The organism is Terrabacter sp. 2TAF16 (genome assembly GCF_052115065.1).
Taxonomy (GTDB): domain Bacteria; phylum Actinomycetota; class Actinomycetes; order Actinomycetales; family Dermatophilaceae; genus Terrabacter.
On sequence record NZ_JBFRFZ010000016.1, the window covers coordinates 12,542 to 32,600 of the forward strand.

The following is a 20,059-nucleotide window of genomic DNA, read 5'->3' on the forward strand; positions in this document are numbered from 1 at the left end:
CCTAGGTAGAGTACGACTATGGCTCCGCGCATGACCATCGCCACTCGGTTGGTCCTCGGCGTCCTGATGAGCGACTTCGGGGCGGAGTGGTACGGCTCGCAGATCGGCAAGGTCGCGGGTCTGCCGAGCGGGACGGTCCACCCGATCCTGGCGCGCCTCGAGCGCGTGGGTTGGCTGGAGTCCTCCTGGGAGGACATCGACCCCAGCAGGGAGGGACGGCCGGCGCGCAGGTACTACCGCCTGACGGAGTCCGGCGGCAGGCAGGCGCAGCACGCCCTGACATCTGCGCGTCGACCGCAGTCCGGTTTTGCCGTGATGCCCAAGGAGGGGTTGTCATGAGAAGGAAGCAGCAGCGGGGATCGATCCGGTTCGCCGTGGCGGCCATGGAGCGGGCGACCAATGGCCTGCCCTCCGAGGAGCGCAACCGCTACCACGACGAGCTGGTCGCCGAGATGCACGAGCTCGGACGCGTCGCCGCGTGGCGCTACGCAGTCGGGGTCGCCGCCTCGGCATCGTCGATGCACGCGGCCCTGACCGACGGCGGCCCGCAGCCCGAGCCGGCGCCCCACCGTGTGCTGGGGTGCCGCACCAACACGCACCACGTGTGGAGGACGACCCACACGTCTGACGGCAAGCTCTACCGCGCCTGCGCCCGGTGCGGCAAGGAGTACGTGAACACCGGAACCGCAGGCGTCATCGGCGGCTGAGGGACAGGTCGCGGGAGCAGGCTCCCGCACCCCGCCGGGGTGGGCGGGGTGTGGGGCGTGGTCCTCAGGTGTGCCAGGTGACGCCGGTGGCGGTGACCGTCGCCGTGAGGTCGCGGTCGTGGACCTCCGTGTGGTGCTTCGGGCAGAGCAGGGCCCCGTTGTCGACGGAGGTGCAGCCCCCGTGTCGCCAGTGCACGACGTGGTGGGCGTCGCACCAAGTGGCGGGCACCGTGCACCCGTCGAAGCTGCAGCCGTGGTCTCGGGCGACGAGCGCGAGGCGTTGACCTCGGGTGAAGAGGCGTTGGCTGCGGCCGACGTCGAGCGGCTCGCTGTCGCGGCCGAGCACCATGGGGATGATCTCGGCGTCGCAGGCCATCCGGCGTACGACCCCGGGCGACAGGACGTCGCCGGTGAGCGTCGTGCCGGTGCCGCGGACGTCATCGACGAGGGTCTCGAGGTCGATGAGCACGACGACCTTGGCCTTGTCGGTGGTCGGGACACCGTCGGCCGACGCGACCCCGCGCTGCACCATGGTCAGCAGGGCGTCCATCCGGCGTCGCGCGGGAGTGCGGTCGTCGGGCGTGACCGTACGGCCGTGCTCGTCCTTCTCGGGGCAGGGGATCGACAGCGGGTCGATCGCGGCCTTGAGGACGGCTGCCCCTTCGGGGTCGAGCACGCCGCGCAGGCCCACCATGCCGGTGGCGTTGGGCTGCGTGAACCACAGGCCGCGGGCCTCGAGGCGGCCGCGGTCGAGCCGGTCCTCGTCGCGGGGCGGCCGGACCTGCTCGGAGTGGTGCCGGACCAGACGGGCGAGCTCCTCGGGTCGGAGCCGCGGCGCCTGCTCGGTGAGGTCGGCCAGCGCAGTCGTGAGGTCGGCAGGGTCGGCCACCAGGGTCGTGCGCGCCTCGAACTCGACGATCTGCGCGGCGTGGCCGACCGTGACCTGCTGGGTGGCGACGAGCAGCCGCAACCTCGCCCACCGGGCGTCGGCCAGCGCGGTGCCGACGGTGACGAACGCCTTGGCCTGACCGGCGGTCAGTGACGGGTCGTGGCTGCGGAGCCAGTCGGTGCGCGACAGGCCATCGGGCGCGTCGATGCCGCGTGACACGAGCTCGGAGACGATGGTGACGAGGGTGACCTCGTGGGTGCGCCGCTGGCGTGCGACCCGCTCGGCCGCGGCGGTCAGCTCGGCCTCGGCATGGCGGGTCAGGCCCAGCCCGGCGCTGGCCTCGGCGACGATGGCCTCGTCGATGCTCGCCGAGGGTTCGGCGCGAGCGGAGGTCGACTCGACCCACGCCGGGTCGTCGACCATCTGCTCGTAGCCGGCGGCGTCGAGCCACGTCGGGTGTCGCAGGTCGAGCTGCTCGAGCGAGTCCGCGTCGGCAGCCGCCAGGCCCGACCACGGGCCCGACGCTCGGCGCTCAGGACGAGCAGCGGGTGCCAGGCGTCGCGCTCGACGCCCGGCCCGCGCAGACCGCGCGTCGGACTCGGACGGAGGAGACGGCATACTCCCCGCGAAGCGCTCCCAGAACCCGCCCTCGGCTGCGCCGCCCGTGGCGCGCTGTCGCGCCTCGAGGTCGGTGAGCCGGCTCCTCAGGAGCTCGAGCATCGTGGGTTCCCCTGCCATGTAAAGACTCTAGACGCGACCACTGACAGTGCCCTGTCCCGCGGAGCCAGCCGGAGCCAGCGCGGAGCCAGCCCGGGGCCGGCCCGGAAACGGCGCATCAGGGGCGCTCCAAGCCGCCCCTGAGACGTCGGCCCAACCACAGTCCTCACCCAGTCGCCGTCCTGCCCACGCCCGTCAACATCCAGTCTCTGCCCAGCGCGCGCCGAGCCACGAGGCGACCCCGCGCCCGGTGCGCGTGCGCTCAGGATGACGAGCGGTCGAGCGGGCGGATCGAGTCGCGCACCTGGACGGGCATCTCGACGAGGTGCTCCCCGCCCGGCTCGTCGGAGCCGAGGACGAGCTCCATCGCCTTGCGGCCCATCTCCTCGTAGGGCAGCTTCGCGGTCGTCAGCGCGGGCCGCAGGTAGGAGGCGATCTCGTCGTCGTCGAAGGAGGCGATCGACACGTCGTCGGGCACGCGGAGGCCGCGCTCGCCCAGCGCCTGGTAGGCGCCGAACGCCACGCGGTCGTTGAGGCAGAGCAGTGCGGTGACCGGGGCGCCGGACTCGAGCACCTGCTTCGTCCCGGCGTAGCCGTTCCACGGCTCCCAGGAGCCGACGTCGACGACGGCGACCGGCGTCGCGCCGGCCTCGGTCAGGGCCTCGTCGATTCCGGCGAAGCGCGCGCCGATCGTCACCGAGGAGCGTCTGTCGGCAGGGGCGCTCGGGGCGCTGCCGATGATGCCGATGCCCTCGCCGTGGCCGTGCTCGAGGAGCAGGCGCATCATGGCCCGACCGGCCTCGTGCTCGGCGGGCAGCACGGACGCGTAGGTGCCGTCGGCGGCGTTGCTCGCGCTGTTGGCGGTGACGACGTGCATCGACTCGGGCAGCGGTGGCAGGTCGAGGAGGCGAGCGGCCATCGACCCGAACACGATGCCGTCGACCTGGCGGTCGATCATGAACTCGAGGGCCTTGGCGAGCTGCTTGGGGTGGTTACCGGTCTCGGCAATGAGGACGCCGTGGTCACGCTCGTCGGCGACGTCGAGCAGGCCTCGGATCATCGCGGAGGCGAAGCGGGTGATCGTCACCTCGTCGGAGATGAAGCCGATGGTGCCGGTCGTGCCGAGGCGCAGGGAGCGGGCGGCGGGGTTGGGCCGGTAGTTCAGCTCGCGTGCCGCCTCGTGGATGCGGGCCACCGCGTCGGCGGACAGGCGTGAGCCGGGGCGGTCGTTGAGCACAAGGCTGACCGCCGTCTTGGACATCCCGGCCAGGGCGGCGACGTCGGCAAGCGTCGGTCGCTTGGTCACCTGCCACCCCCGTCGGTTCGTCGCATCGGCACATGGTCACATCGTCCGCCAGATCGCGTATGCCGGGTGCTCCCTCCCAGGGCACCCGCGGACAGCGTACCCCACCGTAAGGACGCCGACACGGCATACCTGCTGGTGAAAAGGTTTTAGCAACCTCTTGTGGAAGGTTGGACAGAGCCGCTACCTTCGGGGCTGAAAGGTTTTAGCACTGACGCTGACCTTCCCACCACGGAGGACCCGATGAAGCTCACCCCCACCACCAAGCGCGTCGCCGTCGGCCTGCTCGCCGCGGCGCTGCCCCTCTCCATGGCCGCCTGCACCAAGGGCGGCAGCTCCAGCTCCGGCGGCGCCGGGGGTGAGCTGACGATGTGGACGCACAACGCCGGCAACAAGGCCGAGCTCGCGGCCATCACGGCGATCGTCAACGACTACAACAAGAGCCAGAGCAAGTACAAGGTCAAGATCCAGGCCTTCCCGCAGGACAGCTACAACCAGTCCGTCGTCGCGGCGGCGGCCAGCAAGAAGCTCCCGTGCATCCTCGACATCGACGGCCCCAACGTGCCGAACTGGGCGTGGGCCGGCTACCTCGCGCCGCTCGACGGCCTCGACGCCACGCTCTCGAAGTACCTGCCGACGGTGCTCGGCAAGTGGGACAACAAGACGTACTCCTACGGCTACTACGACGTCGCGCTCGTCATGGTCACCCGCAAGACGATCCTCGACAAGTACGGCATCCGCGTCCCGACCGCCGACTCCCCGTGGACGAAGGACGAGTTCGACGCGGCGCTGAAGAAGATCAAGGCGTCCGGCGACTTCCAGAACCCGCTCGACATCGCGACGAGCTTCACCGGCGAGTGGTGGCCCTACGCGTACTCCCCGATGCTCCAGAGCTTCGGCGGTGACCTCATCAACCGCGACGGCTACAAGACCGCGGAGGGGTCGCTCAACGGGCCCAAGGCTGTCGAGTGGGCGACGTGGTTCCGCAGCCTCGTCACCGACGGGCTCGTCCCGCTCAAGTCCGGCGCCGACCCGGCCAAGGACTTCATCAACGGCAAGACCGGGATCCTCTACAACGGCACGTGGACGGCCGTCGACACCCGCAAGGCCTTCGGCAAGGACACCCTCTTCCTCCCGCCGCCGGACCTCGGCACCGGCCCGAAGATCGGTGGCGGCTCGTGGCAGTGGGGCATCTCGCAGAACTGCTCCGACCAGGCCGGCGCGCTCGACTACATGAAGTTCGCGGCGCAGGACAAGTACGTCGCAAGCGTCGCCCGGGACACGAACAACATCCCGGCGACGGATGCGGCCGCCGCGCAGGTCAAGGGCTACGAGAAGGGCGGGGAGAACGAGGTCTTCCTCGACTACGCGAAGAAGTTCGCCGTGCTGCGTCCCGTGACGCCCGGCTACCCCTTCATCGCGACGGAGTTCACGAAGACCGCGCAGGACATCCTCAACGGCGCCGACCCCAAGCAGGCGCTCGACCAGGCGGTCAAGAACATCGACGCCAACCAGAAGTCCAACGGCTACTTCCAGTGAGTGACTGACATGTCCACCATCACTGCTGCCGAGAACGCGTCGGCGACCACGCTTCGGGAGCGCAAGCCGGCCAAGGGCTCTCGCTCATCGACCACGACGGCACTGCTCATGCTGCTGCCGGCCGCGGTCCTGCTCATCACCTTCCTGCTCATCCCGATCGGGCTGACGTTCGGGCTGGCGTTCACCAACGCCCGGCTCATCTCGCCCCGGCCGGCCGAGTTCATCGGCACCGACAACTTCGTCCGCCTCTTCCAGGACGAGACGTTCTGGAAGTCGCTGCGCAACACGATCGTCTTCGCCGTGGTCATCGTGCCACTGCAGTCGGCGTGCGCGCTCGGGCTGGCGCTGCTCGTCAACGTCAAGATGCGCGGGGTCAACTTCTTCCGGACCGTGTACTTCCTGCCGGTCGTCACCTCGATGGTCGTCGTGTCGATGCTGTGGCTGTTCATGTACCAGAAGAACGGGCTCATCAACGAGGTGCTGCTGAAGTTCGGGATCGTCGGGCCGGACTGGCTCGGCGACCCGAAGACGGCGCTGCTCGCGATCATCCTCATGTCGGCGTGGCAGGCGATGGGCTTCCACATGGTCATCTGGCTCTCCGGGCTGCAGACCATCCCCGCCGACCTCTACGAGGCGGCCGACCTCGACGGGGCCGACAGGTGGCAGAAGTTCCGCTACGTCACGTGGCCGGGGCTGCGCGCGACCCGCACGTTCATCCTCGTCACGATCACGATCTCGGCGTTCGCGCTCTTCACCCAGGTCAACATCATGACCCAGGGCGGACCGCTCGACTCGACGTCGACGCTGGTGCTCATGGCGGTGCGCACCGGCTTCCAGCAGCAGCAGACCGGCTACGCGTCGGCGATCTCGCTCGCCTTCTTCGTGCTCGTGCTCGCCGTCACGCTGCTCAACCGCTACGTCACCCGAGACAAGGACGTCGTCCGATGAGCGCCACCGTCACCACCGGCACCGAAGGCCTGGCCCACGTCGCCGAGACCGCCGTCCCCGAGCAGCACCACGGTGGCGACCGGCCCCACCCGGCCCGGCACGCCCTCGGCCTCCTGCTGCGGATCGTGCTGTGCCTCGTCTTCGGTCTGCCGCTGGTCTTCATGGTCGTGTCGAGCTTCAAGCCCGACCTGCAGATCTTCGACGACCTCGGCAGCTTCAAGGCCTTCCTGCCGACCGGGGACATCTCGACGGCGAACTACACCGGCGTCTTCGGGCGAGTGCCCTTCGCGCAGTTCATGATGAACTCGGTCGTCATCACGGTCGTCACCGTGGTGCTCGGGATCGTCGTCAACTCGATGGCGGCCTTCGCCCTGTCGCGCATCGGCTTCCGTGGAGCGGGAGCGGTGCTCGGGATCATCCTCGCGACGCTCATCGTGCCCTTCGAGACGCTCGCGCTGCCGCTGCTGTGGTGGTCGAACCAGCTGCCCTTCCTCGGGCCCGACGGCATCTCGCAGGGCTGGCTCGACACCTACCAGGTGCAGATCATCCCGTTCATCGCCAACGCCTTCTCGATCTTCCTCTTCTACCAGTACTTCGACAGCATCCCGAAGGAGCTCGACGAGGCGGCGAAGGTCGACGGCGCGGGGTGGTTCCGCATCTACCGGAGCATCGTCATGCCGCTGTCGGGGCCGGCGATCGCGACGGTCGCGATCCTCACCTTCCTGCCGATGTGGAACCAGTACCTCTGGCCGCTCATGGCCGTGCAGACCGAGGAGCTGCGGCCGGTCATGGTCGGCATCGACTACTTCAAGCAGCTCAACACCTCGTGGGGTCAGATCATGGCGTACGCCACGATGATCACCGCGCCGGTGCTGGTCTTGTTCGTCGCTTTCCAGCGATCGTTCATCAACTCCATCGCCAGCTCTGGCGTGAAAGGCTGAATCGTGTTTCGTCTCCCCGAGGCGTGGGTGTGGGACTTCTGGCTCGTCGATGACGGCGAGCAGTACCACCTCTTCTTCCTCTACGCGTCGCGGGCGCTGCGCGACCCGCACGCCCGGCACTACCGGGCCTCGATCGGGCACGCGGTGTCTTCTGACTTGGTCCACTGGGAGCGCGTGGTCGATGCGCTCGTGCGGTCGGACGCGCCGGCCTTCGACGAGCTCGCGACGTGGACCGGGTCGGTCGTGCGGCACCCGGACGGGCGGTGGTTCATGTTCTACACCGGGGCTCGCCTCAACGAGCACGGCGCCAACGTGCAGTCCATCGGGTATGCCGTGTCCTCTGACCTCTACACGTGGGACAAGGCGCCCGGGCCGGTGCTCGAGGCGGACGGTCACTGGTACGAGAAGTACGCGCCGCCGCCCGAGGGGAACTGGCACGACGAGGCGTTCCGCGACCCGTGGGTGGTGGCTGACCCCTCTGGTGATGGCTGGCACATGCTGATCACGGCGCGGTCTGCTGTGGGTCCTGCCTCCGATCCTTCGGATCGGGTGGACCGGGGCGTGGTCGGGCATGCGTGGTCGGCGGATCTGGAGAGCTGGGAGCTGCGGTCGCCGTTGTCTGAGCCTGGTGCCGGCTTCGGGCAGCTCGAGGTCTTCCAGACGCACGTCGTGGACGGGAAGCAGGTGCTGCTCTTCAACTGCTCGGTCGGCGACATGCCCGAGGCGGCGCGGGCGGCCGGCATCACGGGCGGGGTGTGGATCGCGTCGGCCGAGTCGGTGCTGGGGCCGTATGACCTGTCCGGCGCTCAGGAGATCGACGACCCGACCCTCTACGTCGGCAAGTTCATCGACGATCGCGAGACGGGCGAGACCAAGTTCCTCGCCTTCCGCAACGAGACCGGAGGCCAGTTCATCGGTGAGATCACCGACCCGTACGCAGTCACTTGGCACGGCGACCGCCTGGCCCGTACATCGGCGCTGGGCTCATGGAGCTCGTCGGGCGACAGAGGTTCCGGGAGCTGCCGCCAGGGCGTCACTATCGCCTCGCGCAGTGACCGAGAGTGAAGAGCTAGGTGCGCATGGGGGCCGAGTTTTGGGCCACCGTGTTTCGGGTGTGAGCGCTGATTCGATGGGTGCGAGAGGCGTGGTACCAAGCTCGAGCGGCACTTGCACCCAACTCCTCTACAGGCGCCGTCCAGCAGGCGCTCACGCGGTCTTGCACCCTTGGCTGGCCGGTGAACGGATGGCTTGTGCGAGTCGCTCGACTTGCGCCAACAGGCGGTGGGGCGAGTGGTCCAGGTCCAGGGTGTGCTGCACGATCTCGACGCCAGCATTGCGGACGACGTGCGTCGCTTCGGGCTCGTTCCCCTTCGCGTACACCAGATGCCCACGCGGCAGGCCGAGAGCCGTGCAGTAGGCCAGCATCTGGTACAGGTCGGCGTAGGGAAAGCCCGAGGGCTTCTCCGCCTTGTACTTGGCGTCCACCACCGCCCCGAGCTCCCCGTCCCGGCGGTACCACACCAGGTCGGGCCGCATGGTGATCTCATCGGCTTCGTCTAGGTGCCAGCGATCTTGGGCCTTGCAGTGGCCGTCGTAAGCCATGAGGGCATCGCCCAATGCCACAGTGAGGAAGTCCTCGAATACCCTGGCCATATCCAGCATGAACCCGTTGACCATGATGGCGCCGGTCTTCTGTTCGACAGAACCACTGCGCAGTACCAGCTCAGCCAGGCGCAAAGCGATGTGGTATCGCGCGTTCAGCCTCGAGGCCTGCCACGCGGGCGTGACCCTGCCCCGCCGAGCGGGTGTCACATCGGCCATTGATCGAACGAGCCGGAGCAGGCGCCGTCGTGTCCTCGAGTCAACGCCGGGCACCCTGAGGAGGACTTCTGCCGCCCCTCTGAGCAGCTGGTTCTCCGGAACGTCTACGCCGTATTCGTCGAACCGCACCTCGATGGGAACGGCAAGGCCGTATCGGCGTGTGAGCTGCTCAGCGCTCCGCAGCCGCCCCCGGAGTACCGGCAGCGCGTCCTCTTGGACTCGGTATCCCTGGAGGAGGCCTCGTTGTGTCGCCTTATCCGCCTGACGAGCGAAGGCCGCGGCCATCGCGCTGAGTAGGTCGGTCTCTTCGGTGAGTCCGAGGTGTTCGTCGCGCCAGATCTTGTGGTCTGTGGCGAAGCCGACGAGGAAGAGCAGCCGACGGATGTCAAGTTTGGGCTTGATCCACAGTTCCACGTCAGCGATCTGGGCGACGCCGACCTTCCCGGCTGGGCCGATGGTCCACCACCCGTGGGCGAGAGCGGGTGCCGCCGTCACCAGCCCGCTCCTGCTCAGGGCAACCCCGTCTCGGTCGGCGATCTCCACTTCAATCGGAGAGCCGTTCTCGATGAGGTCGATCCGGATCACTGGTCTGTCGACTCGGAACGCACGACGGCCAACTCGTCGGCAGGTACCGGTTCTGTCTCGGAGCCGGCCTCCGCACGGGCGCTGACCTTGTTGATGATGCGGGTGAGCGAGTAGTCCTTGGACACGTTGCGACCCTCGCCGAAGTGGTGCTCTTCCAGCAGCGGCAAGATGGACGTCTCCCATACGACCGACAGGCCATCGCCCTCATGCACGGACCTCCGCATGAAGTAGGAGGGGCCGATCTTGAAGTCCTCGTCCTCGATGAGGTCGTTGAGGTGGTCCATCACCTTCGCGGTTGTCTGCGGCAGGTCCTGCTTGGCCAACCACTTGCTCAGCATGCTCTTCGTTGGCTCGGTGCTCGGGTGCAGAGCCTTGAACGCGAACCGCCGACGCATGGCGGTGTCAACGAGTGCGATGGACCGGTCAGCCGTGTTCATCGTCCCGATGATGAAGACGTTCTGAGGCATCGTGAACCCGAGGTCGTCACCGCCGCTGTAGAGCAGATCAATGGCGCTGTCGCGGTACTCGAGCAGGAAGTACAGCTCACCGAAGACCTTGGCCAGATTGGCTCGGTTGATCTCATCAATGATGAGGATGTACGGGATGGAAGGGTTCTCACGGGCAGCGTCGACGAGTCGGCGGAAGGGGCCGGGGGTGAGCTTGAACCCGACCGTCCCGCTGCCATCAGTGGCCGCAACGGGACGGAAGCCCTCGAAGAAGTCCTCATAGCTGTATGCCGGGTGAAACTGCACCAGCTTCGTCGCCTCCGGAGCTGTCAAGTGCCTGGCAATCGCCTGGGCTAAGTACGTCTTCCCGGTGCCCGGGGGGCCGTAGAAGATCAACTGGCGACGGTCCTCCAGCAGGTCCACGCACGACTGCAGCCACTCCACCTTCACCAATAGGTCGTCGGCCAACTGAGCCGAGACAGGTCGCAGGGACAGCTCCTCGACGACTGTCGGGAACGGCTGTTCCACCGATTGGGACGCCTGAAACTCGAGCAGGGACCGCAGTGCCGCGAGGTCGTTCGTGAGATCGACAATCGTGTGTTGGCTGGACAACTTGGCGGACACAGACTTTGGGATGGCGGCGTAGTCGATCGGCTTGTCGACGTTGTGCCACTGCACCGCGCGTCGGACGTTTGATCGGTCGTCCGAACTCTTCAGTGCGGCTGCTTCGCCGGTGACCGTGCCAACATAGAGGTCGGCGCCGGAGTTGGTCGCCACGAGGTCGCCGACCCGAACGCGGTTGACGAAGGTGTCGATTTCGGCGACCTTCTCTGTCCTTGTCGAGTAGGACTTCTGCGAGTAGTCCTCTTCCACGATCGTGGCGATCTCGCTGCGGGTGACCGGGAGGGGCAGGGTGCGGACCTGGCTGGCGGGGATCGAGCAGGTGCCCTGGGCAAGCCATGTCGGCACCAGATTCTTGCCGTTCACACTGCTCCCACGAATTAGCCATGCTCGGGGTTCGCGCTCCTCCCCGGCTAGCTCCGCCAGCATGTCCCGGAGGTCATGTGCCGTCAGCCGCTGCCCCTGACTCGCTCGGCCGCGTTCATCAAACTCCAGGCCCTCCGCCTCCAGGACATCGCGGGGAGAGTCGGTCCGCTCGGGGTCCCTCCATCGGAATGAGGCGGAGACCTGGCCGTCGGAGTGCAGAACACGGTGGCCGTTGGGGTGGTCGCTGTCCTTGGCGAAGGTGCCGACGTTCTGGTTCGCCAAGCCCGTCAGCTCGGCCAGATCTGAGTAGGCGGTCCACTGCCCGTCCTCCACCAGGTCGAGCGCCTTATTGAGGATCGTGACCTTCTCACTCTCGGCTGAGTCTCGGCTTGCGTCACGACGGCTCCGCTGGACCTGGCGGTATTTCTTGGTGAGCAGGGAGTACAAGTCGTCCTCGTCCGAAAGGGCTGCCAGAGCCTCCCTCCCCTCGGAAGCCAGCTGCCACCCGTCGCCCGACTTGTCCAGCCATCCGATTGCGCGGGCCCAGCTCGAGCAGAACCGCAGCAAGTTGTTGGCGCGGGACTCGCCACTCCCGGTAGTGCTCATCTCTCGCGCTGTGAGCGGTTCGAGATCAGCAACCCGCTGGAGGACATCGCCAGCTTGCATCGGTCCGGTGGCCGAGAGGAGAACGTCGAACAGTCGGCGCACCAGCAACGGTCTGCGGACCGCCTGCTCCGCCTCGGTGGCGACCATCTCAGTCATGAGGCCAGTCCATCGCGCAGGGAGGACAATGTCTTCCCAGTGGGCACGTGAACCCACGACTTCCAGCCATTGATCGAGTAGCCGACCATCTGTCCCAGTGCACCGGAGGGCGCAGCAGGCGGCTGACCATCGGTGGCAATGAGGCCGTCCGCCGTTACTCGGCCCCTGTGAACGACTCCGCGCCGGCGCTCGGTGAACTCAACCGCGTCATCGGCATTGACGAGGCCTGCGCGCAACAAGTCCGACAACTGACCAGCCACCACGGTCCGAGTCCGAGCAGGCGGTGTCAGCTGCGACCCTCGTCCCTTTTCGTCCAAGACCTGACGCAGCAGCCGATTAACGATGGCCTCGTGGGTCTCGTCAAGGCGCATGTGCTGCTCGAGGAGCTCAGCCAAGTCATTTTCGATCTCCACATACATCGAGTGCCTCCACACTGTTTGACGCTGCCATACGGCCCCGTCAGACCGTATGCCTTCGTCGCTTCCCGATGACGGATTGAATGCTGAGGTACACAGTCATCCTCTTCTGCCCGTGCTTCGACTCGATCCCGAAGGAGCTGGACGAGGCGGCGAAGGTCGACGGCGCGGGGTGGTTCCGCATCTACCGCGCCTCATCTGGCGTGATGTCGACGACGCTTGAAAACGAGGCCATAGCGACGGTCGAAAACGAGGCCACCCAGACAGATTGGTTGGGTGATCTCAGTGGAGGATTGGGCTCTGATCCGGCGGCTGGTCGCGGACGGTGTTCCGCAGCGCCAGGTAGCGAAGGATCTCGGGGTCGGACGGTCGACGGTGGCGCGGGCGTTGGCCTCGGATCGGCCGCCGAAGTACGAGCGGCCGGCGGTGCCGACGTCGTTCACGCCGTTCGAGTCGCTGGTGCGGCAACTGCTCGCGGCGACGCCGGACATGCCGGCCACGGTGATCGCCGAGCGGGTCTGCTGGGGCGGGTCGATCACGTGGTTCCGTGACAACGTCCAACGACTGCGTCCGCAGTATCGGCCGGTCGACCCCGCGGACCGGTTGACGTGGCTGCCCGGGGACGCGGCGCAGTGCGACCTGTGGTTCCCGCCCAAGAAGATCCCGCTCGAGGACGGCTCGAAGGTCCTGCTGCCGGTCATGGTGATCACCGCGGCCCACTCACGGTTCATGGTCGGCCGGATGATCCCGACTCGGCACACCGAGGATCTGCTGCTCGGCATGTGGGTGCTGCTCCAGCAGCTGGGCCGAGTCCCACGCAGGCTGATCTGGGACAACGAGTCCGGCATCGGCCGCGGCAAGAGGCACGCCGAAGGCGTGGGGGCGTTCACCGGCACACTGGCTACCACGCTGCAGCGGTTGAAGCCCTACGACCCCGAGTCCAAGGGCGTGGTGGAGCGTCGCAACGGGTTCTTCGAGACCTCCTTCATGCCGGCCCGGACCTTCGAGTCACCGGCCGACTTCAACACCCAGTTCGCCGACTGGCTCACCATCGCGAACGCCCGAATCGTGCGCACCACCAAGGCTCGTCCGGTCGAGCTGCTCGATGTCGACAGGGCGGCGATGCTTCCCCTGCCGCCCGTGGCGCCGACCGTGGGTTGGGTTAACCGGGTCCGTTCGGGTCGTGACTACTACGTCCGCGTCGACTCCTCGGACTACTCGGTCGACCCGGCGGTGATCGGCCGGTTCGTCGACGTGACCGCGGACCTGGCCAGGGTCGAGGTGCGCCACGAAGGACGCCTCGTCGCCGCTCACGACCGAGTCTGGGCACGCGGCATGACCATCACCGATCCCGTCCACGTCGCCGCGGCCAAGGTGCTGCGCGAGCAGTTCCAGCGACCCCGACCAGCGCCGGATCCCCAAGAGGGCTTGGCGCGGGACCTGGCCGACTACGACCGCGCGTTCGGGCTCCTCGACGGCGGGCTCGCCGATGGTGAGGTGGCCTGATGACCACCAGGACCAACAAGGCGAAGAGCAACGGCAGCGAGCCGCTCAAGCAGCTGACCTACTTGGCGTCGGCGTTGAAGGCGCCCCGGATCATCGAGGCCGCCGCGCGGCTGGCCGACCACGCCCGCGACGCGGGATGGACCCACGAGGAGTACCTCGCCGCAGTGCTGGACCGTGAAGTCGCAGCCCGCAACGCATCCGGCGCACAGCTACGCATCCGGGCCGCCGGGTTTGCCGCAAGGAAGACGATCGAAGAGTTCGACTGGGACGCTCAACCCGCGGTCCGTCAGCAGATCGCCGCACTCGCCTCCGGCGGCTTCCTCACCGAGGCCCGCAACGTCGTGCTGCTCGGCCCGCCCGGCACCGGCAAGACCCACCTGGCAACCGGCCTGGGGATCACCGCCGCGCACCACGGACATCGGGTCCTGTTCGCGACCGCGACCGAGTGGGTCACCCGCCTGACCGAGGCCCACCGCGCCGGCCGGCTCCCGCAAGAGCTCGCGCGGCTACGGCGCTACGGACTGATCATCGTCGACGAGGTCGGCTACCTGCCCTTCGAGCAAGACGCCGCGAACCTGTTCTTCCAGCTCGTCTCATCCCGCTACGAACACGCCTCGCTGATCCTCACCTCCAACCTGCCGTTCAGCGGCTGGGGAGGTGTCTTCGGTGACCAGGCCGTCGCCGCCGCGATGATCGACCGCGTCGTGCACCACGCCGACGTCCTGACCCTCAAAGGCGCCAGCTACCGGCTCCGCAACCGCGGCATCGACACGCTGCCCAGCATCAGAACCCAGGACACGGCAGACTAGAAACCACGAACCGGTGGCCTCGATTTAGAACGTCGGATCTGCCTCATTTTCGAGCGTTGTCGACACGTGAAAGCCTGACTCGTGTTTCGTCTCCCCGAGGCCTGGGTTCGGACTCTGCGCGACTACGACGATCTCGGTACGGCGCGACCCGCGATGCCGGCCTGCGGCCGCCGCCGAGGCGGCCGCGCCAGCGGGGGAGAGTGGCCTCCGATCGGCGATCCGGGCTGCGGTGGCTTGGCGGGTGTCCCGGCTGGCCAGGAACCCCGACCGGCTCTCAAGCTGGGCAGAAGAGCGCTCCACGAGCTTGTCGCGTACCGCTGCCGCCACCAGCCCTTTGAGCGGCGCAGCCCGTGGTCGAGCTTGTACTGCAAGGCAGTCATTCCATGGTCTCGGTGCGCATGGAGACCGAGGTGCTGTCCGCGCCAGCCGCAGTTGTGACACGAGAGCCCGTTTTGGTCCTCGTCGACGACTGTCGACACCGCTGGATCGGGTCTGGCGGGCTGCCAACTACTTGAGACTTGCTAGAGCAGCCATCGCACGTGGCGCATCCGGCAGTGCGGCCGGCTCCATGAGGTGCCCCCCTCGGTCCGCCTCTGTCGGTGCTCTACATAAGGATGCTTTCATGTCAGCGCACCATCGCCGCCTTGGATCGCTGCGGCCGGCGGATCAGTACGCCGTTCGCCTCCAGGCTGCATCGATCTGCCGGAGCACGAGGTTCGGATTCGAATTCGTTGCATGCACCCACGCCAGGAGTTCCGCGACCTCCACCCGGCGGCGACCCGTCTCGATGCGAGAGACGGTTGCCTGGTCCCACCGGAGTTCGGTCGCCAGCACTTCTTGGGAGAGGCCCGCCGTCATGCGCAAGTCATGGAGCAGCTCCGCGAGGGTCTGGTTGAACGGGCCATCGGCAGTGGGCGGAGGCGACACGCTCGAAGGCTATCGGTGTCCCATAGACGTGTCAGCGACAGATAGGATGGGCTCATGACGAAATCGCATAGTGCACGTGGGGTGTCAGGCGACTTGGGAACCTTCGTGTCGTTGTACTCCGGCTGCGGAGGTTTGGACCTTGGCTTCGCCCAGGCCGGGTTCCGACCCGTTTGGGCGAACGATTTCGATCAGCACGCCGTGGATACCTACAACCGGATCGTGAAGGTGGAAGATCCCCTGTGGCGCGCCGCGGCTGAACGCTTCGAGGGCCATCAAGCCGTTTGCGGAGATGTGCGGGAGGCTGGCAAAGAACTCGGTGCTGGTCAAGCCGACTTGGTTATCGGCGGGCCGCCTTGCCAGGGCTTCTCGGTTGCCGGTCGCATGAACCCTGCAGATCCACGGTCCAAGCACGTCTTTGAGTTTTTAGATGTGGTAGCGCGAGTGCGCCCGCGTGCCTTCGTGCTCGAGAATGTCGCGGGGTTAGCAAGGAATCGCCGGTGGTCAGAGATCATCCAAAGGATGAAGGACAGCGCACGCGGCGACTATGACGTCGAGTTGTTTGTCCTCAACGCGTCCCACTGGGGTACGCCCCAGGCTCGGGAACGGATGTTCCTCATTGGGCTGCCGAAGGGCAGCCCCGCAGTCGACTTCTCATCGCCGCCCACTGTGTCTGCGCCGCCCGCCGCGGGCGCGGTGCTTCGCAGCATGCCCCCGCTCGGGAGACCTGGAAACGAGTCGGTCTGCACGGCCAAGGTGACCCTTGCCAGAAACCCAGTGAAGCGCCGCTCCCCTTTTGCTGGGATGTTGTTCAACGGCCAAGGACGTCTTATAGATCTGGAGCGCCCTGCCCCCACGCTCCCCGCGTCCATGGGCGGCAACCGTACTCCTGTGATCGACCTCGACCAGCTCGAACACTCGAAGACGCCATGGATTGTTGAGTACCACCGGCGGGTGGTCGTTGAGGGCCTGCCGCCGCTGGACGGGCTTCCCGACCACGCTCGGATGCGCCGTATCACGGTTGAGGAGGCGGCCGCTCTCCAGTCGTTTCCTCGGGACATGGACTGGCAGGGGCCACAGAGTGCCAGGTACCGCCAGGTGGGCAATGCCGTGCCACCAATGCTCGCCTTCCACGTCGCGTCCGCAGTCGCGAGTGCTCTGAAGGGCCAAGACTCTCGATGATTTGCTTTTGGCAGACGTCGCGGTCCAGGCGCGCTAGCCTCTCTCGGGTCAACGAGGGAAGGGCATGGTGTGGACAGCGAAAGCGCGTATCAGGCTGGAATCGGGGCGCTTACGGACCTGTGGGAAAGGCCCGAGGACGAGCCGGATCAGCTACCGAACGAAATTAGGTCAAAGATTGCCATAGTCATCGACGCCGAGGCGCAGGTCTCCCAGCGTTATGCGCTCCTCACGCAGCTACTTCTGAAGCACATCATGGACGTCCCCGACTCACGAGCGCTCCGAGACCTTGGCGACGATTACTTCACGGCGCGCAGTTTCGCCAAATACACGACTGCCAAATTTCCTGCAATTGCTCGCCGTCTGGGGAACTCCACTGACCCTTACGTCTCAAACCCGCTCCGGAGCCAGAGCCTTGAGGATTCCTTGAAGTCTGGGCGAGGTGGATCGAAGTGGGAGGCGTTGCTCGACGTGTTGGATGCTGTGGACGCCAAGGGTGAGCTGACCGAACCCGCACTGAAGCACACGGTGGCATTGATCCGAGGGCTGGATGAGGAGGCGCCGGCGACCAAGACGACTCCCGCGGCCCCTGACGTGCAAACCGACCTAACATCGCTCCACCAACACACAGGACTCGTGGACGATCTCTTGCTCGACATGCTGGAGGTGCTTGAGTCAGACCAGCCACAAATCATCCTGGCCGGACCGCCAGGTACCTCCAAGACACATACTGCGCAGGCGCTAGCGGGCTACCTCACCGGAGGTGATACCGCACGGGTGACCACGGTTCAGCTGCATGCGACATATGGCTATGAGGACTTTGTCGAGGGCCTACGTCCTGCGACCTCGGACGCCGGGGTGTTGACATTCAAAGTGGAGCCGGGCGTCTTGCGTAGGGTGGCAGCAGCGTGCAATCCAGCGGGTACCGCGCCGGACGAGCGGCCGCGTGTCCTAATCATGGATGAGATGAACCGGGCCAACCTGCCTAGAGTCCTTGGCGAGCTGCTCTTTGCCATTGAGCGCCGCGGTGAACCAGTCGATCTGCTGCATACGCCTGGATTCGCCCTGCCGCCCCAGATCTTGCTTATCGGCACGATGAACACTGCGGACCGCAGCATCCGAAGTATCGACGCGGCCGTTCGACGTCGCTTCATGATCTTCGAGCTGGCGCCTTCAGGAGAGGCACTCGAGGCCTTCTACCAAGACCATGACAATGAGGTCCCCGAACTGGTAGTGGGCTTCAACGAGCTCAACGACCAGCTCACCCAGCTTTTGGACCGACACCACACCATTGGCCACACCTTCTTAATGGACGAGCGCGGGATGACATCTGGCCGTCTGAATCAGGTGTGGCTTCGTCAGATTCGACCACTTATCGAGGAGTACCTTTTCGATCTACCTGACGAGTTGGCACGCTTCACTGTCGATGCGTTCTGGCCCTCGGCCGTGACGTGACAACTCAACTGGACCTAGAGATCACCGAGTCCGCGGCGACGATGTTGCCGCTCACTCGCGAGCAGGCCGTGGCGCTTCGCGCAATCGGGCGACGGCTCGCCTGGGGCGGCAACGACCAGAACAGTAGTGCTGACGAGTCCGATCGGACGCTGATCGAGTGCGCGACCACAGACGGGGTGAACTGGCGCGTTCGTGTGGCCAATGCCGTAGGTGTCGTCGGCCTCCCGGGGGCGCGACTCAATGTGCGGCCAAAGATTCCGCTCGACCACCTGATCTTCCTCCTGCGCCTGGGTGGTTCTCTCCCGAAGACAGCACCCGCCACGGTCCCCATCTCCAACTCGCAAAGCCTCCAGGACGTTCTAGCGTCCTGGTACCTCCATACGCTCGAGAGCCTCATTAGAGGCGGCCTAAGGAGTTTCTACGTACTCGAGAGATCTGAACTCACCACTTTGCGCGGGCGAATGGATGCGCCCCGGTCGGCCATAGCGGTAGCCATAGGACAGTTACGGTTCCCGTGTGAGTTCGAGGAGTTCACGGTCGACACGCCGCTGAACCGCATCCTCGCCGCCGCAGCTCGTCTGCTTGGCCGCAACCGAGTCATGCGCGCGGACCTACGTCGAAGGGCCCGCGTCGCGACCTATCACATGGAGGGCATCGGCCCCCTACAGCCAGCCGACCTCCGGGCCGAACCTGACCGTACCTCTGCACGCTACATTGACGCCATAGCCCTCGCCCGCCTCGTCCTCGCAGGACTCGGCACTGGCGTAGACAGCGGGCCAACGCCCGTTTCCTCATTCCTTCTCCCTACACCCCTGCCCGTCGAAAACGCCTTGCGAGCACTTGCTGCCGAGTCGCTGGCTCCCAGCATCGCCGTCACGAAGGGTAGGCGTCGTTTGACAGGGACGTCGCTGACGGTCAATCCCGATCTCCTCCTTGGCGACTCCGCCATCGGCGATGTCAAGTACAAGGTCTGGGAGGGGTCCTGGGTTCGAGCCGACCTCTACCAGTTGATCGCGTTTGCCGTCGCGTATCAGCGGCAGGTCGCCCTTCACGTAGGATTTGGTGGCCAGCTCCCGACGAATCCACTCCGGGTTGGGGACATCGACGTATGGCGAGTCCGGTGGGACAGTCGAATCGAGGTCTCGGCTGAGGAGGCCTCGAAAGCATTCAAGGACGAGATCCGCCAGTGGTGGCATACCGTCTCAAGCGTATGAGCCGGGGTACTCGCCCCGATCCCATACCTTGAAGGCATGTCTCAGTGGGAGTCCACGCGCGCTGGTCGCCACTTAGCGGGTCGTAAGGCAAAGAACACCGCACCGGAGGTGGCGCTGCGTCGCGCAATCCACGCCGCGGGCGGACGTTTCCGCCTCCACCGCCGGATCCAAACTGGCTGTACCCCTGACTTTGTACTTCCGCGCGGACGCTTGGCTGTCTTCGTTGACGGGTGCTTCTGGCATGGATGTCCAGCCCACGGCCGCACCACCCCCTGGACTGGGCCAAACGCGGCTCTCTGGGAGCAGAAGATGCAGAGGAATGCCGAACGCGACATGCGATCCACCAGGCTCGCGATTGAGGCCGGATGGCATGTCACTCGTGTTTGGGAGTGCGCAATACGCGAGAACCCTGCCGGAGTCGCGGAGGCTCTCTTGTACTTGCGCACAAGGGTCGCGTTCGAGGAGCCTGACACCCCGCGACTCCACCAGCTGAATCTCGACCCAAGAGAACCGCGCGCTACCGCCACAGCCGGCCCTGCGTCGGCAGACCGATGAGGGGACCGGACGACACCTGTCCGTTGGCCATGCCTGTCGCATTGGTCTACACGCCAGCGGTCGATGGCCGACCTGGTCCCAGAAGTGGTCGCGCAGCAGTATCCGACGGTGGTCCTCAACGTCGCAAACCGTCGAGCGGGCGAGGTCGAGCAACCGGGCGCGGTCCAAATCGTTGGGAAAATTGACTTGTGGCTCCAGCAGGCGACTTCGGTTGGCGACGCTCGCGGTAACCGATGGCCTCGCTCAAGTCGATGTCGCCCGGAGACGAGGTAAAGAACGTCGACCGAGAGGTTGCGGGCGTGTGCCGCGAGGTCGAGACCGATATGCAGGGCGACGCCCGTCGGCTCACCCTGTGG

Annotated in this window: 18 protein-coding genes; 12 read left to right on the forward strand and 6 right to left on the reverse strand. The window is 66.3% G+C overall.

Annotation, left to right across the window (positions count from 1 at the left end; genetic code table 11):
- Nucleotides 1–30: 30 nt before the first annotated feature.
- Nucleotides 31–339, forward strand: a complete 309-nt coding sequence (locus tag AB4Z14_RS19345; protein ID WP_442276629.1) for a PadR family transcriptional regulator — start codon at nucleotides 31–33, stop codon at nucleotides 337–339.
- Entirely contained in the window at nucleotides 336–707 is a 372-nt protein-coding gene (locus AB4Z14_RS19350; RefSeq protein WP_442276630.1) for a hypothetical protein, read from the forward strand. The genes AB4Z14_RS19345 and AB4Z14_RS19350 overlap by 4 nt, the downstream gene beginning before the upstream one ends.
- 64 nt (nucleotides 708–771) lie before the next feature.
- On the opposite strand, the gene AB4Z14_RS19355 is transcribed toward AB4Z14_RS19350, so the two are convergent.
- Both AB4Z14_RS19355 and AB4Z14_RS19360 read right to left on the reverse strand, forming a co-directional pair.
- A complete protein-coding gene (locus AB4Z14_RS19355; RefSeq protein WP_442276631.1) occupies nucleotides 772–2,334 on the reverse strand; it encodes a DUF222 domain-containing protein in 1,563 nt (520 codons plus the stop codon).
- 241 nt (nucleotides 2,335–2,575) lie between these two features.
- Nucleotides 2,576–3,619 carry a LacI family DNA-binding transcriptional regulator gene (locus tag AB4Z14_RS19360; RefSeq protein WP_442276632.1) on the reverse strand — a complete coding sequence of 348 codons (1,044 nt, stop codon included), beginning with the start codon at nucleotides 3,617–3,619 and terminating at the stop codon, nucleotides 2,576–2,578.
- Between the two features lie 240 nt (nucleotides 3,620–3,859).
- On the opposite strand from AB4Z14_RS19360, the gene AB4Z14_RS19365 reads away from it, so the two are divergent.
- Genes AB4Z14_RS19365 through AB4Z14_RS19380 form a run of 4 tightly spaced genes read left to right on the forward strand, consistent with a single transcriptional unit; the run spans nucleotide 3,860 to nucleotide 8,109 of the window.
- Nucleotides 3,860–5,155, forward strand: a complete 1,296-nt coding sequence (locus AB4Z14_RS19365; RefSeq protein ID WP_442276633.1) for an ABC transporter substrate-binding protein — start codon at nucleotides 3,860–3,862, stop codon at nucleotides 5,153–5,155.
- 9 nt (nucleotides 5,156–5,164) lie between these two features.
- Nucleotides 5,165–6,103, forward strand: coding sequence for a carbohydrate ABC transporter permease (locus AB4Z14_RS19370; RefSeq protein WP_442276634.1), 939 nt, complete (start codon nucleotides 5,165–5,167; stop codon nucleotides 6,101–6,103).
- Nucleotides 6,100–7,044 carry a carbohydrate ABC transporter permease gene (locus AB4Z14_RS19375; protein ID WP_442276635.1) on the forward strand — a complete coding sequence of 315 codons (945 nt, stop codon included), beginning with the start codon at nucleotides 6,100–6,102 and terminating at the stop codon, nucleotides 7,042–7,044. Before AB4Z14_RS19370 ends, AB4Z14_RS19375 begins: the two co-directional genes overlap by 4 nt.
- A gap of 3 nt (nucleotides 7,045–7,047) precedes the next feature.
- Nucleotides 7,048–8,109 carry a glycosyl hydrolase family 32 gene (locus AB4Z14_RS19380; protein WP_442276636.1) on the forward strand — a complete coding sequence of 354 codons (1,062 nt, stop codon included), beginning with the start codon at nucleotides 7,048–7,050 and terminating at the stop codon, nucleotides 8,107–8,109.
- Between the two features lie 141 nt (nucleotides 8,110–8,250).
- Here the strand turns inward: AB4Z14_RS19380 and AB4Z14_RS19385 are convergent, their stop codons facing one another.
- Genes AB4Z14_RS19385 through AB4Z14_RS19395 form a run of 3 tightly spaced genes read right to left on the reverse strand, consistent with a single transcriptional unit; the run spans nucleotide 8,251 to nucleotide 12,064 of the window.
- On the reverse strand, nucleotides 8,251–9,450 hold the full coding sequence (locus AB4Z14_RS19385) for an McrC family protein (protein ID WP_442276637.1): 1,200 nt from the start codon (nucleotides 9,448–9,450) through the stop codon (nucleotides 8,251–8,253).
- Nucleotides 9,447–11,645, reverse strand: coding sequence for an McrB family protein (locus tag AB4Z14_RS19390; protein WP_442276638.1), 2,199 nt, complete (start codon nucleotides 11,643–11,645; stop codon nucleotides 9,447–9,449). The genes AB4Z14_RS19385 and AB4Z14_RS19390 overlap by 4 nt, the downstream gene beginning before the upstream one ends.
- The gene (locus tag AB4Z14_RS19395) at nucleotides 11,642–12,064 is read right to left on the reverse strand and encodes a hypothetical protein (RefSeq protein ID WP_442276639.1); all 423 of its coding nucleotides are present in this window, start codon (nucleotides 12,062–12,064) and stop codon (nucleotides 11,642–11,644) included. The genes AB4Z14_RS19390 and AB4Z14_RS19395 overlap by 4 nt, the downstream gene beginning before the upstream one ends.
- A gap of 273 nt (nucleotides 12,065–12,337) precedes the next feature.
- Here AB4Z14_RS19395 and istA point away from each other — a divergent pair, with 273 nt between their 5' ends.
- Together istA and istB are read left to right on the forward strand one after the other, a co-directional pair.
- Entirely contained in the window at nucleotides 12,338–13,567 is a 1,230-nt protein-coding gene (gene istA / locus AB4Z14_RS19400; protein ID WP_442276640.1) for an IS21 family transposase, read from the forward strand.
- Entirely contained in the window at nucleotides 13,567–14,376 is an 810-nt protein-coding gene (istB, locus tag AB4Z14_RS19405) for an IS21-like element helper ATPase IstB (RefSeq protein ID WP_442276641.1), read from the forward strand. The genes istA and istB overlap by 1 nt, the downstream gene beginning before the upstream one ends.
- Nucleotides 14,377–15,042: 666 nt before the next feature.
- On the opposite strand, the gene AB4Z14_RS19410 is transcribed toward istB, so the two are convergent.
- On the reverse strand, nucleotides 15,043–15,303 hold the full coding sequence (locus AB4Z14_RS19410) for a helix-turn-helix domain-containing protein (RefSeq protein WP_442276642.1): 261 nt from the start codon (nucleotides 15,301–15,303) through the stop codon (nucleotides 15,043–15,045).
- Between the two features lie 54 nt (nucleotides 15,304–15,357).
- Between AB4Z14_RS19410 and AB4Z14_RS19415 the strand changes: the two genes are divergently transcribed.
- The 4 genes from AB4Z14_RS19415 to AB4Z14_RS19430 all read left to right on the forward strand — a co-directional run bounded on the left by AB4Z14_RS19415 (nucleotide 15,358) and on the right by AB4Z14_RS19430 (nucleotide 19,703).
- A complete protein-coding gene (locus tag AB4Z14_RS19415; RefSeq protein ID WP_442276643.1) occupies nucleotides 15,358–16,482 on the forward strand; it encodes a DNA cytosine methyltransferase in 1,125 nt (374 codons plus the stop codon).
- Nucleotides 16,483–16,551: 69 nt separating this feature from the next.
- Nucleotides 16,552–17,934, forward strand: coding sequence for an McrB family protein (locus AB4Z14_RS19420; protein ID WP_442276644.1), 1,383 nt, complete (start codon nucleotides 16,552–16,554; stop codon nucleotides 17,932–17,934).
- The gene (locus tag AB4Z14_RS19425) at nucleotides 17,931–19,148 is read left to right on the forward strand and encodes an McrC family protein (RefSeq protein ID WP_442276645.1); all 1,218 of its coding nucleotides are present in this window, start codon (nucleotides 17,931–17,933) and stop codon (nucleotides 19,146–19,148) included. Before AB4Z14_RS19420 ends, AB4Z14_RS19425 begins: the two co-directional genes overlap by 4 nt.
- Nucleotides 19,149–19,184: 36 nt before the next feature.
- Nucleotides 19,185–19,703 carry a very short patch repair endonuclease gene (locus tag AB4Z14_RS19430; RefSeq protein ID WP_442276646.1) on the forward strand — a complete coding sequence of 173 codons (519 nt, stop codon included), beginning with the start codon at nucleotides 19,185–19,187 and terminating at the stop codon, nucleotides 19,701–19,703.
- The last annotated feature ends 356 nt before the right edge of the window (nucleotides 19,704–20,059 follow it).